This window comes from Streptomyces sp. NPDC014907 (genome assembly GCF_055562975.1).
Genome location: NZ_JBVHEG010000011.1, coordinates 198,218 through 215,741 on the forward strand (window position 1 = coordinate 198,218; position 17,524 = coordinate 215,741).

General features: G+C 72.8%; 15 protein-coding genes and 2 pseudogenes. 11 read left to right on the forward strand and 6 right to left on the reverse strand.

Annotated elements, in window-relative coordinates; translation table 11 throughout:
* Positions 1–69: 69 nt before the first annotated feature.
* Positions 70–3,228: a sacsin N-terminal ATP-binding-like domain-containing protein gene (locus tag ACZ3IL_RS25060; RefSeq protein ID WP_467393630.1), complete on the forward strand. Its 3,159-nt coding sequence runs from the start codon at positions 70–72 to the stop codon at positions 3,226–3,228.
* 143 nt (positions 3,229–3,371) lie between these two features.
* Here the strand turns inward: ACZ3IL_RS25060 and ACZ3IL_RS25065 are convergent, their stop codons facing one another.
* Positions 3,372–5,810, reverse strand: coding sequence for an HAD-IC family P-type ATPase (locus tag ACZ3IL_RS25065; RefSeq protein WP_467393632.1), 2,439 nt, complete (start codon positions 5,808–5,810; stop codon positions 3,372–3,374).
* 170 nt (positions 5,811–5,980) lie between these two features.
* Entirely contained in the window at positions 5,981–6,253 is a 273-nt protein-coding gene (locus tag ACZ3IL_RS25070; protein WP_467393634.1) for a DUF2530 domain-containing protein, read from the reverse strand.
* A 143-nt stretch (positions 6,254–6,396) separates the two neighbouring features.
* Between ACZ3IL_RS25070 and ACZ3IL_RS25075 the strand changes: the two genes are divergently transcribed.
* Positions 6,397–7,848 (forward strand): NCS2 family permease, encoded by a 1,452-nt coding sequence (locus tag ACZ3IL_RS25075; RefSeq protein ID WP_467393636.1) that lies wholly within the window; start codon positions 6,397–6,399, stop codon positions 7,846–7,848.
* Here ACZ3IL_RS25075 and ACZ3IL_RS25080 read toward each other — a convergent pair.
* Entirely contained in the window at positions 7,818–8,066 is a 249-nt protein-coding gene (locus tag ACZ3IL_RS25080; RefSeq protein WP_467393638.1) for a hypothetical protein, read from the reverse strand. The genes ACZ3IL_RS25075 and ACZ3IL_RS25080 overlap by 31 nt on opposite strands.
* Before the next feature lie 334 nt (positions 8,067–8,400).
* On the opposite strand from ACZ3IL_RS25080, the gene ACZ3IL_RS25085 reads away from it, so the two are divergent.
* A complete protein-coding gene (locus ACZ3IL_RS25085) occupies positions 8,401–8,844 on the forward strand; it encodes a MarR family winged helix-turn-helix transcriptional regulator (protein ID WP_432086844.1) in 444 nt (147 codons plus the stop codon).
* A gap of 25 nt (positions 8,845–8,869) precedes the next feature.
* Positions 8,870–10,213, forward strand: coding sequence for an MFS transporter (locus ACZ3IL_RS25090; protein ID WP_467393641.1), 1,344 nt, complete (start codon positions 8,870–8,872; stop codon positions 10,211–10,213).
* A gap of 91 nt (positions 10,214–10,304) precedes the next feature.
* Here ACZ3IL_RS25090 and ACZ3IL_RS25095 read toward each other — a convergent pair whose 3' ends face one another.
* Positions 10,305–10,805 (reverse strand): GNAT family N-acetyltransferase, encoded by a 501-nt coding sequence (locus tag ACZ3IL_RS25095; protein ID WP_467393643.1) that lies wholly within the window; start codon positions 10,803–10,805, stop codon positions 10,305–10,307.
* Positions 10,806–10,930: 125 nt separating this feature from the next.
* Between ACZ3IL_RS25095 and thpR the strand changes: the two genes are divergently transcribed.
* Positions 10,931–11,530 carry an RNA 2',3'-cyclic phosphodiesterase gene (gene thpR / locus ACZ3IL_RS25100; RefSeq protein WP_467393645.1) on the forward strand — a complete coding sequence of 200 codons (600 nt, stop codon included), beginning with the start codon at positions 10,931–10,933 and terminating at the stop codon, positions 11,528–11,530.
* A 167-nt stretch (positions 11,531–11,697) separates the two neighbouring features.
* A pseudogene (locus ACZ3IL_RS25105) lies at positions 11,698–11,847 on the forward strand (aldo/keto reductase); the annotation flags it as partial.
* Between the two features lie 84 nt (positions 11,848–11,931).
* Here ACZ3IL_RS25105 and ACZ3IL_RS25110 read toward each other — a convergent pair.
* A complete protein-coding gene (locus ACZ3IL_RS25110; RefSeq protein ID WP_467393647.1) occupies positions 11,932–12,921 on the reverse strand; it encodes an aldo/keto reductase in 990 nt (329 codons plus the stop codon).
* 167 nt (positions 12,922–13,088) lie between these two features.
* Between ACZ3IL_RS25110 and ACZ3IL_RS25115 the strand changes: the two genes are divergently transcribed.
* From ACZ3IL_RS25115 to ACZ3IL_RS25135, 5 genes and pseudogenes are all read left to right on the forward strand, one after another.
* The gene (locus ACZ3IL_RS25115; RefSeq protein ID WP_467393649.1) at positions 13,089–13,298 is read left to right on the forward strand and encodes a hypothetical protein; all 210 of its coding nucleotides are present in this window, start codon (positions 13,089–13,091) and stop codon (positions 13,296–13,298) included.
* Positions 13,282–13,779, forward strand: a complete 498-nt coding sequence (locus ACZ3IL_RS25120) for a DUF6879 family protein (RefSeq protein WP_467393651.1) — start codon at positions 13,282–13,284, stop codon at positions 13,777–13,779. Before ACZ3IL_RS25115 ends, ACZ3IL_RS25120 begins: the two co-directional genes overlap by 17 nt.
* Positions 13,776–14,609 (forward strand): helix-turn-helix domain-containing protein, encoded by an 834-nt coding sequence (locus ACZ3IL_RS25125; RefSeq protein WP_467393653.1) that lies wholly within the window; start codon positions 13,776–13,778, stop codon positions 14,607–14,609. Before ACZ3IL_RS25120 ends, ACZ3IL_RS25125 begins: the two co-directional genes overlap by 4 nt.
* A 295-nt stretch (positions 14,610–14,904) precedes the next feature.
* Positions 14,905–15,126: a DUF7848 domain-containing protein gene (locus ACZ3IL_RS25130; protein ID WP_467393655.1), complete on the forward strand. Its 222-nt coding sequence runs from the start codon at positions 14,905–14,907 to the stop codon at positions 15,124–15,126.
* Positions 15,127–15,720: 594 nt separating this feature from the next.
* Positions 15,721–16,026 (forward strand): annotated as a pseudogene (locus ACZ3IL_RS25135) (aldo/keto reductase); the annotation flags it as partial.
* A 70-nt stretch (positions 16,027–16,096) separates the two neighbouring features.
* On the opposite strand, the gene ACZ3IL_RS25140 reads toward ACZ3IL_RS25135, so the two are convergent.
* Positions 16,097–17,386 (reverse strand): M64 family metallopeptidase, encoded by a 1,290-nt coding sequence (locus tag ACZ3IL_RS25140; RefSeq protein ID WP_467393657.1) that lies wholly within the window; start codon positions 17,384–17,386, stop codon positions 16,097–16,099.
* Positions 17,387–17,524: the final 138 nt, after the last annotated feature.

The following is a 17,524-nucleotide window of genomic DNA, read 5'->3' on the forward strand; positions in this document are numbered from 1 at the left end:
GCGGTGCCACGCCGCGGAACCGCCCCGCGCGGGACCGCTCCCCGCAGAACCACCCCTCAGAACCGCAGAGTGGAGTCAGACGTGAGCGTCAGCGTCCGGACGACGACCGACGGAACCGACCCCTTCGGCACCGCACGGCTGCGGCGCGGAGTGCTCGACGCCTGGGGCGCCTCCCCCGCCCGCTTCCGCGAGGACGCCAACGCCGAGGAGGACCTCGCCCTCGGCGGCTACCGCGACCGGCTGGTGGTCGAGCTGGCCCAGAACGCCGCCGACGCCGCCCGCCGCGCCGGCGTCACCGGCCGCCTCCGCCTGACCCTGCACCCGGCGGACCACGAGGGCCCGGCCGTCCTGGCCGCCGCCAACACCGGCGCCCCGCTGGACGCCGCCGGCGCCGAGTCGCTGTCCACCCTCCGCGCCTCCGCCAAGCGCGAGCAGGGCGGCGGCCCGTCGGGCCCGGGCGCGGTCGGCCGGTTCGGCGTCGGGTTCGCCGCCGTCCTCGCCGTCAGCGACGAGCCCGCCGTCCTGAGCCGCCACGGCGGCGTCCGCTGGTCCCTCGCGGAGGCCCGCGACCTGGCCGCCGAGGCCGCCCGGTACAGCCCGGGCCTCGGCGACGAACTGCGCCGCCGCGACGGCCACGTACCCCTCCTGCGCCTTCCGCTGCCCGCCGAGGGCACCGCACCCGAGGGCTACGACACCGTCGTGGTCCTGCCGCTGCGCGACGCCGCCGCCCAGGACCTCACCGAACGGCTCCTCTCCTCGGTCGACGACGCCCTGCTCCTCACCCTGCCCGGCCTCGCCGAGGTCGTGGTCGAGACGCCCGGGGGGGTGCGGACCCTCCGCCGCTCCGAGGACGGCGACCACGTCCGCGTCGAGGACAGCGCCACCGGCTCCCACCGCTGGCGGACCGTCACCCACGGCGGCCCGATCGAGCCCGCGCTCCTGAAGGACCGTCCGGTCGAGGAGCGCCTGCGCCCCCACTGGTCCGTCACCTGGGCCGTGCCCGTGGACGACGCGGGCGCCCCGCGCTACCCGCGCACCACCCCCGTCGTGCACGCCCCCACCCCCACGGACGAACCCCTGGGCATCCCCGCCCTCCTCATCGCGACCCTGCCGCTCGACACCGCCCGCCGCCACCCGGCGCCCGGTCCGCTCACCGACTTCCTGGTGCGGCGGGCGGCCGACGCGTACGCGGAACTCCTGGCCGACTGGCGGCCGGTGACGCCCTCCGCGCTCGACCTGGTCCCCGGCCCGCTCGGCAAGGGCCCGCTCGACGGGGCGCTGCGCGAGGCGATCCTCGACCGGCTGCCGCGCGTCGCGTTCCTGGCGCCCGCCGTCCCCACGGAGGAGCTGCCCGCGCTCCGCCCCGTCGAGGCGGAGGTCGTGGAGGGCGCGGGCGCGGACACCGTGAACGTGCTCGCGGAGGTCTTCCCGACGCTCCTCCCGGCGGGCCTGGAACGCCGGCCGGAGCTGCGCACGCTCGGCGTCGGCCGCGTGCCCCTGACCGAGGCGATCGACCGCCTGGCCGGGGTGGACCGGGACCCCGGCTGGTGGTGGCGGTTGTACGACTCCCTCGCCGGGGTGGACCCGGACCGGCTGACGGGCCTTCCGGTGCCGCTGGCGGAGGAGGTCGAGGGCGCCCGGGGCCGTACGGCGATCGGCCCCCGCCAGGTCCTCCTCCCGCAGGAGGGGACGCCCGCCGAACTGGCCCGCCTCGGCCTGAAGGTGGCCCACCCGGAGGCGGTCCACCCGCTCCTGGAGAAGCTGGGCGCCCTGCCCGCCACGCCCCGGGCGATCCTGCGGACCCACCAGGTGCGGCTCGCGGTCGCGGCCTCCCTGGACGTCGGCGACGTCTGGGACGAGGACGTGAACGCCCTGGACGCCGAGGAGCTGGCCGAGACGGTCCTCGGCCTGGTCCGGGACGCGGGCCTCGAACCGGGCGAGGAACCGTGGCTGGGGGCGCTCGCCCTTCCCGACGAGGACGGCGAACTCTCCCCCGCGGGCGAACTCGTCATGCCCGGATCGCCCTTCGCCGCCGTCATGCGCGAGGGTGAACTCGCCTTCGTGGACGCCGACCTCGCCGCTCGTTGGGGTGAACGTCCCCTCGCCGCCTGCGGAGTGCTCTCCACGTTCGGGTTGGTCCGTACGAGTGATCTCGTCCTCGACCCGGACGAGGTCGAGCCCCGTGACGGCGACTACCCCGAGCCGGACGACGCCGGACTCCTCGACGCGGTCGACGTGTGGTGCGAGGACGTCCTCGACCGGCTGCCGCCGTCGCCGGTGCCGCCGGTGGCGACGGAGATCGTGGCCGTGCGGGACCTGGACCTGGTGGACGACGACGCCTGGCCCCGGGCGCTCGCCCTGCTGGCCGTCCCGCCCCTGAGGGACGCCCTGATCCAGCCCGTACGGGTCCTCCTCCCGGACGGCACCACCGAGACGGTCCGCTCCTACACGGCCTGGTGGCTCCGGGACCATCCCGTCCTGGACGGCCGCCGCCCGGCCGGACTGCGCGCGGCGGGCACCGACCCGCTCCTGGCCGGCCTGTACGACTCCGCCGACGCGGCCGGCTTCGACGACGAGCAGGTCCTGCGCGCCCTCGGCGTTCGCACCTCGGTCGCGGCGCTCCTGGACGAGCCGGGCGGCGCGGCGGAGCTGCTGGCCCGCCTCGCGGACCCCGGCCGGGAGGTGACGGCCGCCCAGCTCCACGCCCTCTACACGGCCCTCGCCGACCTGGACCCGGAGCAGGTCACCCTCCCGGAGGAGCTGCGGGCGGTCGTGGACGGCACCCTGACGGTGGTGGACGCGACGGAGGCCGTGGTGGCGGACGCCCCCGACCTCCTCCCGCTGACGGCGGGCCTGCCCCTCCTCCCCGTCTCCCCGTCCCGCGCGGCCGACCTGGCGGAGCTGTTCCAGGTGCGGCGCCTGAGCGAGACGGTGGAGGCGGAGGTCACGACGGCCGGCGAGGAGCACGAGGTCCCGGCCGCCGTGGCCGCCCTCCTCGGCCCCTCGGCCCCGGCCGTGTACGTCGAGCACGAGGAGCTCCGCGCGGGCGGCACCGAGCTCGACTGGCGCCGCACCCCCGACGGCACCGTCCACGCCGCCACCCTGGAGGGCGTGGCCGCCGGTCTCGCCTGGGCCGCCGGGCAGTGGCCCCGCCGCTTCGAGGTCGCGGCCCTCCTGGAGGACCCGACCCGCACGGAGGAACTGGCGCGGGACCGCTGGTTCGACTGACGCCCGCGGCCCGGGAGGAGCCGCCGCGCCCCTCCCGGCCGCCCTTCCCGGCCGTCCCGCCGGGTCTCCCGGTCCCCGCCGTTTCTCCCGGCCGTCCCGCCGGGTCTCCCCGCCCCGGGCGCGCCCGGCGGGGTGGCAGCCCGCTACGCCGGGAACCTCCGGCCCACCCACCGCCACGCGAGTTCGAGCAGCGCCGCCCCCGCCGCCGCGATCGCGACCGCCGCCCACGGCATCGTCGTGCCGACCAGCCTCAGGGCGAAGAAGTCCTGGAGCCGGGGCACGGCGAGGACCAGGAGGAACGCGGCGGCCATGGCGGCGACCAGGGTGAGGCGCCACCAGGTGTAGGGGCGGGCGATGATCGCGAGGACCCAGAGGGAGACGAGGAAGAGGGTGAGGGTGGCGGCGCTGGTCTCCGCCCCCAGGGCGTCCGCGCCGCTGTAGTGGTGGCGGGCCAGGAGGTACGTGGTGAAGGTGGCCGCCGCCGCGACGGCCCCGCCGGGGATCGCGTACCGCATGACCCGGCGGACGAAGTGCGGTGCGGCCCGTTCCTTGTTCGGGGCCAGGGCCAGGAAGAAGGCCGGGACGCCGATGGTCAGGGTGGAGAGCAGGGTCAGGTGGCGGGGGAGGAACGGGTACTCGACCTGGGAGCAGACCACCAGGACCGCCAGGAGCACCGAGTAGACCGTCTTCGTCAGGAAGAGGGTCGCCACGCGCGTGATGTTGCCGATGACCCGGCGGCCCTCCGCGACCACCGACGGCAGCGTCGCGAAGGAGTCGTTCAGGAGGACGATCTGCGCGACCGCCCGGGTCGCCTCCGAGCCCGACCCCATCGACACGCCGATGTCGGCGTCCTTCAGGGCCAGCACGTCGTTCACGCCGTCGCCGGTCATGGCGACCGTGTGGCCGCGCGACTGGAGCGCGGCCACCATGTCCCGCTTCTGCCGGGGGGAGACCCGGCCGAAGACCGTGTTCCCGTCGAGGACCCGGCCCATCTCGTCCCGGTCGCCGGGGAGCGTGCGGGCGTCCACCGCGTGCTCCGCGCCGGCCAGGTCCAGCTTCCCGGCCACCGCGCCCACCGAGACCGCGTTGTCGCCGGAGATGACCTTGGTGGCGACGTCCTGGTCCGCGAAGTAGGCCAGGGTGTCGGACGCGTCGGGGCGCAGCCTCTGTTCCAGGACGACGAGCGCGGCCGGCCGGGTCCCGCCGGCCGCCCCGGGGGAGTCCAGCCCCCCGGGCGCGCGGGCGAGGAGGAGGACCCGGAAGCCCCGCTCGTTGAGGCGGTCCGCCCCGGCCAGGTCGGGGTCGCCCTCCTCCAGGAGGACGTCGGGGGCGCCGAGCAGCCACGCCGTGCTCTCCCCGGAGTCCTCCTCGAACGCCGCGCCGCTGTACTTCCGGGCCGAGGAGAACGGCAGCGTCCCCGTGCACGTCCACCCCTCCGGCGCCGGATACGCGTCGGCGACGGCCCGCAGGGAGGCGTTCGGGCGCGGGTCGGACGCGCCGAACGCCCCCAGGACCTTCCGCGCGTACGCCTCGTCGCAGTCGTTCAGCGGGTGCAGTCCGGACACGTCCATGCCGCCCTCGGTGAGCGTGCCGGTCTTGTCGAGGCAGACGACGTCGACCCGTGCCAGGCCCTCGATGGCCGGCAGCTCCTGCACGAGGCACTGCTTCCGGCCCAGGCGGACCACGCCGATCGCGAAGGCCACGGAGGTCAGCAGGACGAGACCCTCGGGGATCATCGGGACGATGCCGCCGACGGTGCGGGCGACGGACTCCTTGAGGTCGGCGTCCTTGACGACGAGCTGGCTGACGACCAGCCCGATCGCGGTCGGGACCATCATCCACGTCACGTACGTGAGGATGGTCGAGATGCCGCTGCGCAGCTCGGAGTGGACCAGCGTGAAGCGGGACGCCTCCTCCGCGAGCTGCGCCGCGTACGCCTCGCGGCCGACCTTCGTGGCGGTGAAGGCGCCGCCGCCGGCGACCACGAACGAGCCCGACATCACCGGGTCGCCGGGCTTCTTCACCACCGGGTCCGCCTCGCCGGTGAGCAGCGACTCGTCGATCTCCAGGCCGTCGGCCTCCGCGACCTCCCCGTCCACCACGACCTTGTCCCCGGGGCCCAGCTCGATCAGGTCGCCGAGGACGATCCCGGAGGTGGGCAGCGCGGTGGCGGTCCCGTCGCGCCGGACGGTCGGTCTCGCCTCGCCGACGACCGCGAGCCCGTCGAGGGTCTTCTTGGCGCGCAGCTCCTGGACGATGCCGATCCCGGTGTTCGCGATGATCACGAAGCCGAACAGGCCGTCCTGGATCGGCGCGACGAAGAGCATGACCACCCACAGCACGCCGATGATCGCGTTGAAGCGGGTGAAGACGTTGGCGCGGACGATGTCGGCGAGCGAGCGGGAACTGCGTACGGGGACGTCGTTGACCTCGCCCCGGGCGACCCGCTCCGCGACCTCGGCGGACGTGAGCCCGCCCGGCCGGTGCCCGCCGGGCGGCTCCCCGGCGGAGGGCCGTCCGGCGGGCGGTCCGCCCTCCGCCGTCCCGCCGTCGTCCGTGTCGGTCTTCGCCCGCTGCGTCATGGTTTCGACGGTACGACCGGAACGGGCCGTCCACCCGCCGGGGAGGGCGATGCGGGGACGGCGCGGGCGCGGGGCCGCTCCGGGGGCGGAATTTGGAGAGGGGCGGGGAGGGGCGGGTCGGGGAAGCGGGGCGGGGTCCGGCCCGGGGCCGTCCTCCCGCCCGTACGGGGTTACGGCCGGGGCTCGGGGTTCTCCGCCGCCGCCGCGTGCCGCTTGATCGCCGCGTCCCGCTTCCGGACGTACCAGATGCCGATCAGCCCGAGTCCGGCACCGGCCAGGCAGGTCCACACCCACCAGGTCAGGTCCCGGTCGTCGAACCAGCCGTAGAAGGGGAGCTGGACGAGGAAGAGGACGAACCAGAGGATCGTGCCGCCGGTGATGGTGGCGACGACGGGCCCCTCCAGGGGCTCGGGTGCCTCGTGCTTCGGTGTCCACTTCGCCATGGGGGCCAGTCTAGGCGGCCGGATTTCTTGTCTACGCGCGGAGATGGACGCTCGCTCGTTCATGTGTTCATACTGAAACGGTTTGCCTGTGGCGGGTTTCCTTCGTACGAACCGCCAAACGGATACCGCTTACAAGGACTCCCATGAGCACCACGGCCGCCGCCGAGGCCCCGTCCCCCGAGCCGTCCGGTTCCCCCGAACCGGTCTCCGGACTCGACCGTTTCTTCAAGATCTCCGAGCGCGGCTCGACCGTCGCCCGCGAGGTCCGGGGTGGTTTCGCCACCTTCTTCGCGATGGCCTACATCATCGTGCTGAACCCGATCATCCTCGGCAGCGCCAAGGACATGTACGGGCACCAGCTCGACGGCGGCCAGCTCGTCACCGCCACCGTCCTCACGGCGGCGTTCTCGACCCTCCTCATGGGCGTCATCGGCAACGTGCCGATCGCCCTCGCCGCCGGTCTCGGCGTCAACACGGTCGTCGCGCTCCAGCTCGCGCCCAAGATGTCCTGGCCGGACGCCATGGGCATGGTCGTCCTCGCGGGCCTCGTCGTGATGCTGCTCGTCGCGACCGGTCTGCGCGAGCGCGTGATGAACGCCGTCCCGGTCGGCCTCCGCAAGGGCATCGCGATCGGCATCGGCCTCTTCATCATGCTGATCGGCCTGGTCGACTCGGGCTTCGTCTCCCGCGTCCCCGACGCCGCGCACACCACCGTCCCGCTCCAGCTCGGCACCGGCGGGCACCTCACCGGCTGGCCGGTCCTCGTCTTCGTCCTCGGCGCGCTGCTCACCCTCGCGCTGATCGTCCGCAGGGTGCCCGGCGCCATCCTCATCTCGATCGTCGTCATGACGATCGTGGCCATGGTGATCAACGCGGTGGCGGACATCCCCTCCTGGGGCCTGACCACCCCGGAGTGGCCGGGCAACCCGGTCGCGTCGCCCGACTTCGGCCTGGTCGGACAGTTCAGCCTCTTCGGCGGCTTCCAGAAGGTCGGCGTCCTGACGGGCGTCCTCTTCGTCTTCACCGTGCTGCTGTCCTGCTTCTTCGACGCCATGGGCACGATCCTGGGCGTCGGCGACGAGGCCGGGCTGATGGGCGAGGACGGCAACTTCCCCGGCATCAACAAGGTCCTCCTGGTCGACGGCCTGGCCGTCGCCTCCGGCGGCGCGTCCTCCTCCTCGGCCACCACCTGCTTCGTGGAGTCCACGGCGGGGGTCGGAGAGGGCGCGCGCACCGGTCTCGCCTCGGTGGTGACCGGCGGTCTCTTCTCGGTGGCGCTGTTCCTCACGCCGCTGGCCACGATGGTCCCGTCCCAGGCGGCCACCCCCGCGCTGCTCGCGGTCGGCTTCCTGATCCTGGCCGGTTCGGTGAAGGACATCGACTGGAGCGACTTCACCATCGCGGTGCCGGCGTTCCTGGCCATGCTGATGATGCCGTTCACGTACTCGATCACGAACGGCATCGGCATCGGCTTCATCGCCTTCAGCGTGCTGCGGCTCGCGGCCGGCCGGGGGCGTGAGGTCCCCGCCGCCATGTACGCGGTGTCGGCCGTGTTCGTCTTCTACTACGCGATGCCGGCGCTCGGCCTCACGTGATCCCGGGGCGGGCCGGGCGACCCCGGCTCCGCCCCCTCCCCGTCCCCGTAGAACTTCTCCGTCTCGTCGACGGCGGTCTGGAACCGCTCGTCGAAATCCTCGCGAATGAGCGTCCGGACCACGTAGTCCTGGACGCTCATTCCTCTTTTCGCGGCGTGGCTCCTGAGCCGGTCGAGCAGCTCACCGTCGATGCGCAGGCTGAGCACTGTCGATCCCATGCCGTCAGGGTCGGGGGCGCCGGGGCCCTTCCGCGTCACTTTCCGGATCTGACTCACTCGTTCGGGTGATACATGGATGCCGGAGCGTGATCCGGGGCCGTGCGTGTTGTCGCGGGCGGGCGCGGGTACACGCGCGCGTGGGAACGGCCGCCCGGTCGCCTCGTCCGGCACGCCCGGCCCCGCGGGTACGCGCGCGGGGGAACGGCGCGGCGGGCGGGGCGCGGGAGGGCGCGGCGCGGCGGGGGAGGCGCGCGGGCGGCCTCCGGTGTGATCCGTGCGACGCCGGCCCGTTTCCGTTGGTAATTAGACAGAGTAATGAGTTAGGCTAAGGAACATGCCTGACCTGTCCCACGGCGCCGCGGACGACGTCGCGGCCGTGAACGCGCTCCGCTCCTCCGTCATGCGGCTGGGCCGACGCCTCAAGCACCAGCGCGTCGACGAGTCGCTGAGCCCCACCGAGATGTCGGTGCTCGGCACCCTGTCGCTCTGCGGTTCCGCGACCCCCGGCGAGCTGGCCCGCAAGGAGCACGTCCAGCCGCCCTCGATGACCCGCATCGTCGCGCTGCTCGAAGCCAAGGGACTGGTCCGGCTGGAGCCGCACCCCGACGACCGCCGGCAGAAGGTGGTCAGCCAGACCGAGCAGGCCGAGGCCATGCTCGAGGAGTCCCGCCGCAAGCGGAACGCCTGGCTGGCCGCGCTCGCCGAGGGCCTGGACGAGGACGAGTGGGCCAAGCTGCGCGCGGCCGCTCCCGTCCTGGAGAAGCTCGCACACCTGTAGACCCGAGCCGAGGAGGCGACGCACTTTGAGTACGGGAACCGGAGCAGACTCCGCCCCCGTCCATCATTCCGATACCCACACCCGCCGCGGGGGGACCTTCTCCTCCCTCTCGATCCGGAACTACCGGCTGTTCTTCACCGGAGCGATCGTCTCCAACACCGGTACGTGGATGGCCCGGATCACCCAGGACTGGCTGGTCCTGAGCCTCACCGGCTCGGCCGCCGCCGTCGGCGTCACGACGGCCCTCCAGTTCCTGCCGATGCTGCTCTTCGGCCTGTACGGCGGAGTGATCGCCGACCGCTACCCGAAACGGCGGCTCCTGCTCTTCAGCCAGGCCGCCCTCGGGCTCTGCGGCCTCGCGCTCGCCGTCCTCACCCTCTCCGGGCACGTCCAGGTCTGGCACGTCTACCTGATCGCCTTCCTGCTCGGCATGGTGACGGTGGTCGACAACCCGGCCCGGCAGTCCTTCGTCTCCGAGATGGTCGGCCCCGACCGGCTGCGCAACGCCGTCTCCCTGAACTCGGCGAACTTCCAGTCCGCGCGGCTCGTCGGCCCCGCCGTCGCCGGCGTCCTCATCGCCGGGGTGGGCAGCGGCTGGGCCTTCCTGCTCAACGGCCTGTCCTTCCTGGCGCCCCTGGTGAGCCTCCTGCTCATGCGGACGGGCGAACTCCACAAGGTGGAGCGCGCCCCGCGCGGCAAGGGCCAGCTGAGGGAGGGCCTGCGGTACGTGGCCGGGCGGCCCGACCTGATCTGGCCGATCGTGCTGGTCGGCTTCATCGGGACCTTCGGGTTCAACTTCCCGATCTGGCTCACCGCCTTCTCCGACGGGGTCTTCCACGTCGGCGCCGGCACGTACGGCTTCCTCAACACCCTGATGGCGGCCGGCTCGCTCGTGGGCGCCCTCGCGGCGGCCCGGCGCGGCTCGACCCGGCTGCGGATGCTGGTGGTCGCGGCCGGCGTCTTCGGCGTCCTGGAGATCGCGGCGGCCCTGTCGCCGGCGTTCTGGCTGTTCGCCCTGCTGCTCGTGCCGATCGGCATGATCGGCCTCACGGTCAACATCACCGCGAACTCGGCCGTCCAGATGGCCACCGACCCCGCGATGCGGGGCCGGGTGATGAGCCTCTACATGATGGTCTTCGCCGGGGGCACGCCGATCGGCGCGCCGCTCCTCGGCTGGGTCACCGACGCCTACGGAGCCCGGATCGGCTTCGCCACGGGCGGCGTGATCTCGCTGCTCGCGGCCGTCGTGGTCGGCCTGGTCCTGGCCCGGATCGGCGGGCTCAGGGTCGCCCTGGGCTGGGGGCGGGGCCACCCGCGGGTGCGGTTCGTGCCGCGTACGGCGCGGGAGCGCCTGACCACGGCGGCGTAGCCCCGGGACGACGGGCCCCGGGGCTGCGGCGTGGCCCCGGGACGACGGCCGGAAGGGGGCCGGGGTCCGCCCCGGCCCCTCCCGGCCGCCGTCAGAAGCGCCGCTCCAGGATCTGGCCCGGCCAGTCGCCCACCGCGAAGGTGCCGGCCCGGGTGAAGCCCCGCCCCTCGTAGTACGCGACCAGGCGGCCCTCGCCGCCCGCGAAGCAGTCCACCCGGAGGAGCCGGACGTTCCGGCGCCGGGTCTCCGCCGCGGCGTGCTCCAGGAGGGCCGCTCCCGCTCCCCGGCCGTGGAAGCGGGCGTCGGTCGCCAGGAGGCGCACGTACACCTCCGGCTCCGCCGCGCGCGGCACGTGCTCGCCGGGGTGCGGGGTCAGGGTCATCGTCGCCGCCGGTACGCCGTCGATCTCCGCGATCCACACGTCGCCCTCGGCGGCCGTCTCCTCGACCTGCCGTACGGCGGCGGGGCGTGCCGTGAACGGCTCGGTGCCCCACTGGGCGGTGATCCCCCTGCCGTTGAGCCACACCACGGCGCTGTCCAGGACGGCGAGCATCACGGGCACGTCTTCGGGTCCACCCCTGCGGATCTTCATGCCCACGAGGCTAGTCGTACGACTTTTCGGCGAACGCGCGGTCCGGCAGGACCGGCACGGGCGTGCCCGGGAGCCGGGAGCCGGGAGGGGAGGTGCGGGCGGCCGCGGCCTGCCAGACTCCTCCCATGAGGCTCTTCGCCGCCGTGCTGCCGCCCCCGGAGCGGCTGGACGAGCTGGGGCGGGCCGTGGACCGGCTGCGCCGGCTGCCCGGGGCCGACGGGGTGCGCTGGACCCCGCGGGACGGGTGGCACCTGACGCTCGTCTTCATGGGCGAGGTCGGGGAGGCCCCGCTGCCCGCGCTGCGGGCCCGGCTGGAACGGGCCGCGTCCCGCACCCCGCCGTTCCCGCTGCGGCTGCGCGGCGGCGGGCACTTCGGCCGGCGGACGCTGTGGGCCGGGGTCGCCGGGGACCTGGACGCGCTGCGGCTGCTCGCCGAGCGGTCCGGCGCGGCCGCGCGCCGGGCGGGCGTCGCCCTGGGGGAGCCCCGCCGGTACCGGGCCCACCTGACGGTCGGCCGCGCCCGGGGGGACGCGGTGGAGCCGGGCCCCTTCGTGGACGCGCTCGCCGGTTTCGAGGGCGGCCGGTGGGAGGCGGGCGCGCTGGTGCTCGTCCGGTCGGTCCTGCCGTCGGGCGGGGTGCCCGGGGAACGGCCCCGGTACGAGGGGATCGGGAGCTGGCCGCTCGGAGGCGAGGGGGCCGAGGGGGAGCGGGGGCGGCCGGGTTAACCTCGACGGGTGGACCCGAAGACCCGTAACCGGATCATGGCCGGTGTGCTCGTACTGATGTTCGTGATCGTCGCGGTGGCGTCGGTGACCGGTCAGTAGCCGCGTCGCGCGGGCGCGTCGCGAACGCGCTCGCTTCGAGCGCACTCCAGGGCGTTGGCCGGTGTCCCATGGAGTACACGCGGCCCGGACGCACCGGACTCAAGGCCGGCCGACTCGTCCTCGGCACGATGGACTTCGGGCCCCGGACGGACGAAGCCACCAGCCACGCCCTCATGGACACGGCGCTGGACGCGGGGCTCCACTTCTTCGGCACGGCCAAGCGGGCACTTCGGTGCCGGTGTGAGGCGGGGCCGCCGCCCTGTCGGAACGGGCGGCGGCCGCGCGCACGAGGTCTTGCCCGATCACCAGGCGAAGGCCTCCGGAGACGGGCCCGGCCCGGGGAAGATCTCGTCGAGGCCGGACAGGAGCTCCTCGCTCAGCTCCAGCTCCAGAGCGGCCAGCGCGCCCGCCAGCTGCTCCGGGGTGCGGGGCCCGACGATCGGACCGGTGACACCGGGACGGGTCAGCAGCCACGCCAGAGCCGTCTCGCCCGGCTGGAGGCCGTGCTTGTCGAGCAGGTCCTCGTACGCCTGGAGCTGGGCCCGGACCGCCGGATCGGCCAGGGTGGCGGCCGCGCGGCCCTCCGTGCGCCGCTTGCCCTCGGTCTCCTTCCTCAGGACGCCGCCGAGCAGCCCGCCGTGCAGCGGCGACCAGGGGATGACCCCGAGGCCGTACTCCCGCGCGGCCGGGATCACCTCCATCTCGGCGCGCCGCTCGAAGAGGTTGTAGAGGCACTGCTCGCTGACGAGCCCGACCGCGCCGCGCCGGGCGGCGGCCTCGTTGGCCTGGGCGATCTTGTAGCCGGGGAAGTTGGAGGAACCGGCGTAGAGGACCTTGCCCTGCTGGATCAGGACGTCGATCGCCTGCCAGATCTCCTCGAAGGGGGTGGCGCGGTCGACGTGGTGGAACTGGTAGACGTCGATGTAGTCCGTGCCGAGCCGCTTGAGGCTGCCCTCGACCGCGCGGCGGATGTTGAGCGCCGAGAGCTTGTCGTGGTTGGGCCAGGCCTCGCCGTCGGGCCCCATGTTCCCGTACGCCTTGGTGGCGAGCACGGTCCTGTCGCGACGGCCGCCGCCCTTGGCGAACCAAGAGCCGATGATCTCCTCCGTCCGTCCCTTGTTCTCGCCCCATCCGTACACGTTGGCCGTGTCGAAGAAGTTGAGCCCCGCGTCCAGCGCCGTGTCCATGAGGGCGTGGCTGGTGGCTTCGTCCGTCTGGGGTCCGAAGTTCATCGTGCCGAGGACGAGTCGGCTGACCTTGAGTCCGGTGCGTCCGAGCTGCGTGTACTTCATGGGGCACAAGCCAACTGCTTCGAGCCCACTCGAAGCAAGAGCCGACCACTCGACCGCCCGTTTATGCGACAACGCGCATGGTCGCGTTTCCGCATGGACGGAGCATCGGCGCCGCTCGTACGGTCGAGGCGACCGGCCCGCACAGGGCTCGTAAGAGGGGGTTCAGCATGGCGCGCGAAGAACTCACACGGCTCACCGGGAACACCGAGGGTGGCAACTGCGGGCAGGGTGACTGCCCGAACGTCTACCGCACCGCGTCCGGCTCGTTCGTCGTCCAGGGCGACGTCTCCACTGCCTTCACCCCGTCTGCCGGGGAAGGACTCGTGGAGATCCCGGAGGAAGTCCTGAGGGAGGCCGTCCGTGCTCTTGGATGGTGAAGCCTGGGCGGACAAGTTCAAGACCTTCCAGACCGAAGCCTGGCGGCTTGAGACCCTGCCGCAGTACCTCGTACCGCAGGAAGCGGAAGAGTTCGCCGCCTTCAAGGCGGGGGCCCGCTTCCCCGGACCGTACGAGGACGCGTGGACGGCCATGGTCCGCACCCGCAGCGTAGGCCGCGTCCACGTCGTCACCCGGCCCCTCACGGACTACCTGCGGTTCGAGTTCGAGCGGTACTACCGGCACCAGGCCCCGGCGGGGGAAGACATCCGCATCCTCGACATCACCGACCGGCCGAACCCGCTCCCCGACGTCCAGGACTTCTGGATGTTCGACCGCTCGACGGTCGTCCTCATGAAGTACGAGGCCGACGGTACGCAGATCGAGCGGGAGCTGTACGAAGGTGACCCCGCCCCGTTCCTCGAATACCAGCGCATCGCCATCGCGGAATCGGTCCCGTTCCTGGAGTACGTGACCGAGTGACGTTCGAGCCCGAGCAGCTCGGCCAGTCCTCCCAGGAACTCGCCGCGACACTGCGCAAGCTGCGGAAGCAGGCCGGTCTCTCCGGGGACCGGCTCGCCGCGCGCTGCAACATGTCGCAGTCGAAGGTGAGCCGGATCGAGAGCGGGAAGGTGCGCCCGTCCCTGGTGGACACAGAGCGCATCCTCAAGGCCCTGGACGCCCCGCCGGCCTTGGTCGCGGAGGTGTCCGCGCTGGCCCGCATCGCCGCCGCGGAGTGGCAGGACGCACGGTCGATGCGGCGGAAGGGTCTGGACAAGAAGCAGCTTGAGCTGGCCGGGCTCGAAGGGTCTTCGACGGAGTTCCGGTTCTTCCTGCTCTCGATGCTCACGGCCCTGCTCTCCACCCCGGAGTACATCAGGGCCAGCCTCGCCCACATCCCCGGAGACCACAGCAAGGCCGTGGCGAGGAAGCTGGAGCGGCAGGAGGTCCTGTACGACCGCCGGAAGAAGTTCACCTTCATCGTCACCGAGCAGGCGGCACGCTCCCCGTTCGTCTCCCCGGATGCCATGGCGGTACAGCTCGACCGGCTGGCTTCCCTGACCCATCTGTCGAACGTGCGTCTTGGCGTGCTCCCGATCGAGACGCGCCTGCCTGGATGCCCGCTGGACACTTTCACGGTGTACGACGAACGGTTGGCCACGGTGGAGACGACGGCCGGGGTGATGGTGTTCCGCGATCCGAGAGACGTCCGGATGTACCTCGATGAATTCGCCGGTTACGACGAGTGCGCCCTCTTCGGCGAAGCCGCGCGGGAACGGCTGGCTGAGTGGGCGATGGCGTTCCGTTCCTGATCTTTAGTCCAGTACGCGACTGAACCTGGAATCGCTCCCGGTCAGCGGGCAAGGATGCCGTGCCATCGGAGAGCGCACGGGAGGCGTACGAGATGAGCAGCGAACAGACCACCATGTCGGGACCCGTACACCTGTCCCTTCCGTCTCCCCCTCCGGACCCCGTGTCGGGTTGCCGTGAGTGCCTCGGCTTCGCGGTGAACAGGGCGAACGCCACCTCTGTGGGCGACCACTCGAAGGCTTCGGATGTGAACGTGGCCCTCCGTGCCCACCTGCGGCGCAAGCACGGGGGACGCTGATGGCGCGTGCCACCCTTCGGTTCGTGGCTCACCGGATCACGCAGCATCCGGACACGGACGTGACCTTCGAAGCGGAGTGCCTGCACTGCAAGTGGAAGGCGGAGCCTTCGTCGGACAGTGCGGCGGTCGACGTCGAGTGCATGAGCCACACCGGCCTGAGCAACCACCGTGGCTTCCGGCGGATCTGTACGTCGTTCGCCATGGTGGTGCGGGTCGAGTAAGGCAGTGTTGTACGTCCACGTACGACAAGGGCCACGGCGTAGAACCGAGGACCTGCCTGAACTGCTGTGCGCCTGCCTCAGGTGCTCTCTCCCAGGTGCCAGTACAGCGGGGCGGCGCGGGAGATGCCGAAGGCCTTGGTGAGGGCGCTGATGCTTTCCCCTGGACCTTCCTGGCGCGGACCACCGTGAGTACGTCCTCGTCCGCCACGGACAGCCGGCCGCCGGTACGGCCCTGCGCCTTGGTTGCTCCCGTCCAGTCCGCGCGGTCCTTGATGGGCGACCGGCCGAACTGGCCCCACTTTCATACGCACAGGACGTCGCCCGGACGGGCATAGTCCAGTGCGGCCGTCAGTTCCGGCCGGTCGGTGTTCTTCCTGCTGGCCTTGTCTTCGAAGATGCGGGCGCACCCCGCAAGAGCACCGTGTCGAGGTGAAGCTGTGCTTCTTGGTCATCGGTGGAGACGGGGGCATACCCGATGAGCCGACCGGTGATCGTCTTCGTCGCCATGACGCGGACTGTCTCAGAGGGCGTCTTCGTCCGATGTTTCATCCTGGGGTGGGGTGATCCGTGTTTTTCTTCGGGTCGCCGCGCCAGGGGGCCGAGGGCAAGCGGCGTACGGAGGGCCGGGCCGCCCAGACGCTCGCCGCGCCGGGTGTGCGCGCGCAGTTCCAGGCGTACGAGGACCTGCTCGACAAGCACGGGCTCGCCCCCGGTGAGGTCGGTCCGGCCCGGCTCCTCACCCGCCCCGGCGTGACCGGCCCGATCGTCGGCGCCCGCCCCCCGGAGCAGCCGGCCGGCGCCCTGCGCGCCCTGGAGCTGGAGCTGGGCGAGGAGCTCCTGCCCGCCCTGGACGAGGTCTTCCCCGGACCGGGCCCGTCCCCGGGAGCCTTCGCCTGGTGACGGGCCCCGGGAACGCCGGCGTCGCGGGCCCCCGGGCCGTCCGGTGGCCCCGGGGTCCGCGACGCGGGGGTCAGGGCGCGGTGTAGCCCAGGGTGTACGTCCCGGACCCGGAGCCGGACGTGACCAGGTAGGTGTAGTAGCCGCTCGTCCCCTGGTGGGTCAGCGTGCCGTCGGGCCCGCTGGTGGCGACGACCCGCCAGGTGGAACCGTTCCAGTTCAGCAGCTGGAGGCCGAACGTGCCGCCGGTGCCGGAGAGGCAGGCGCGGTGCGTGCCGGTGCCGGCGCGGAACGACGAGCCGCCGGGCTCGTAGGCGGAGCCGCCGGTAGACAGCTTCCCGGTGCGCGTGACGGTGTGGCCGGTGCACGCCGGCGCGGGGCCGGGGCCGGGGCCGGGCGTGCCGCTGATCTTGGAGCCGATGGCCCGTTCCATCGCGGCGAGGCCGATGAGGTTGAACGGCTTGGCGATGTTCCTCATGAGGGAGTCCTGCGACGGCCGGTAGATGCCGTGCTCGAACTGGTGGCCCCCCTCGAAGGCGCCCATGACGCCCCCGTCGGGCGTGCTCTTCCCCAGGTGTGACGCCCACTTCGTCCCGCGCGGATCGGTGGTGACGTTGGGTTCGACGGGCTCGCCGCCGGTGTACGTGGTGCCCGGCGTGTAGTACTCGTCCGCCAGGCCCCCGACGGAGTGGCCGAGTTCGTGGATGGCGATGCGGCTGGCGCTCTGGTTGCCGCCGGAGACGGTGGAGAGGCTGCTGTAACCGGCGCCCCCGTACTTGGTGCTGTTGGCCATGGCGATGATCGCGTCGGCCCCGGGGGCCTGGGCGGCGTAGTTCCTGGCCTTGGACTCGTTCAGGCACAGCAGCCGGTCCATGCCGCCGCAGTTGAAGTACATGTCGAGCGCGGTGTCGCGGTTGACGCCCGGGCCGGGGTCGTTGTCGACGCCGGACTCGCGGGAGACGACGTCGACCAGCCACACGTTGACGGAGCCGCGGAACGCGTTCCACGGTTCCGTCTTCGCTATCTCGTCCCACTGCGCCCGGGCGTGCCGGCGCATCAGGTCCCCTTCGAAGGCCGTGTAGCCGTCGCCCATGATCACCACGTCGAACCGGGAGTCGGACGGGCCGGTCTCCTGGAGGGCGGTCACCCCGGTGTTCGCGGCCGCGCGGGTGTCGGACAGCGTGGCCGGGGGCGTGGCCTGCTTCGGTATCCGCACCTTGTTCACCGAGCCGTCCGGCGAGAAGACCTCCCGCCATTCCGTCGGCTGCGCGGGGTCCGCCGCCGCGGTTCCCGACGGGAGGGCGGCCAGCCCGGTGGCGCACAGCAGGGCGGCTGTCAGGAGGATCGGACTTCTTCGGCGCACGGGAACCCTTTCCGGCTTTTCTCGCTGCGGGCACGCCTTCTCGCGCCCCGGTGGCGGGGCGCTGCTGACCTGCGGTTTCCGTGGTCACCCGGGATTCCGTGACACACCCGGGGGAAGGCGGTGAAAGCCTTTCACGCG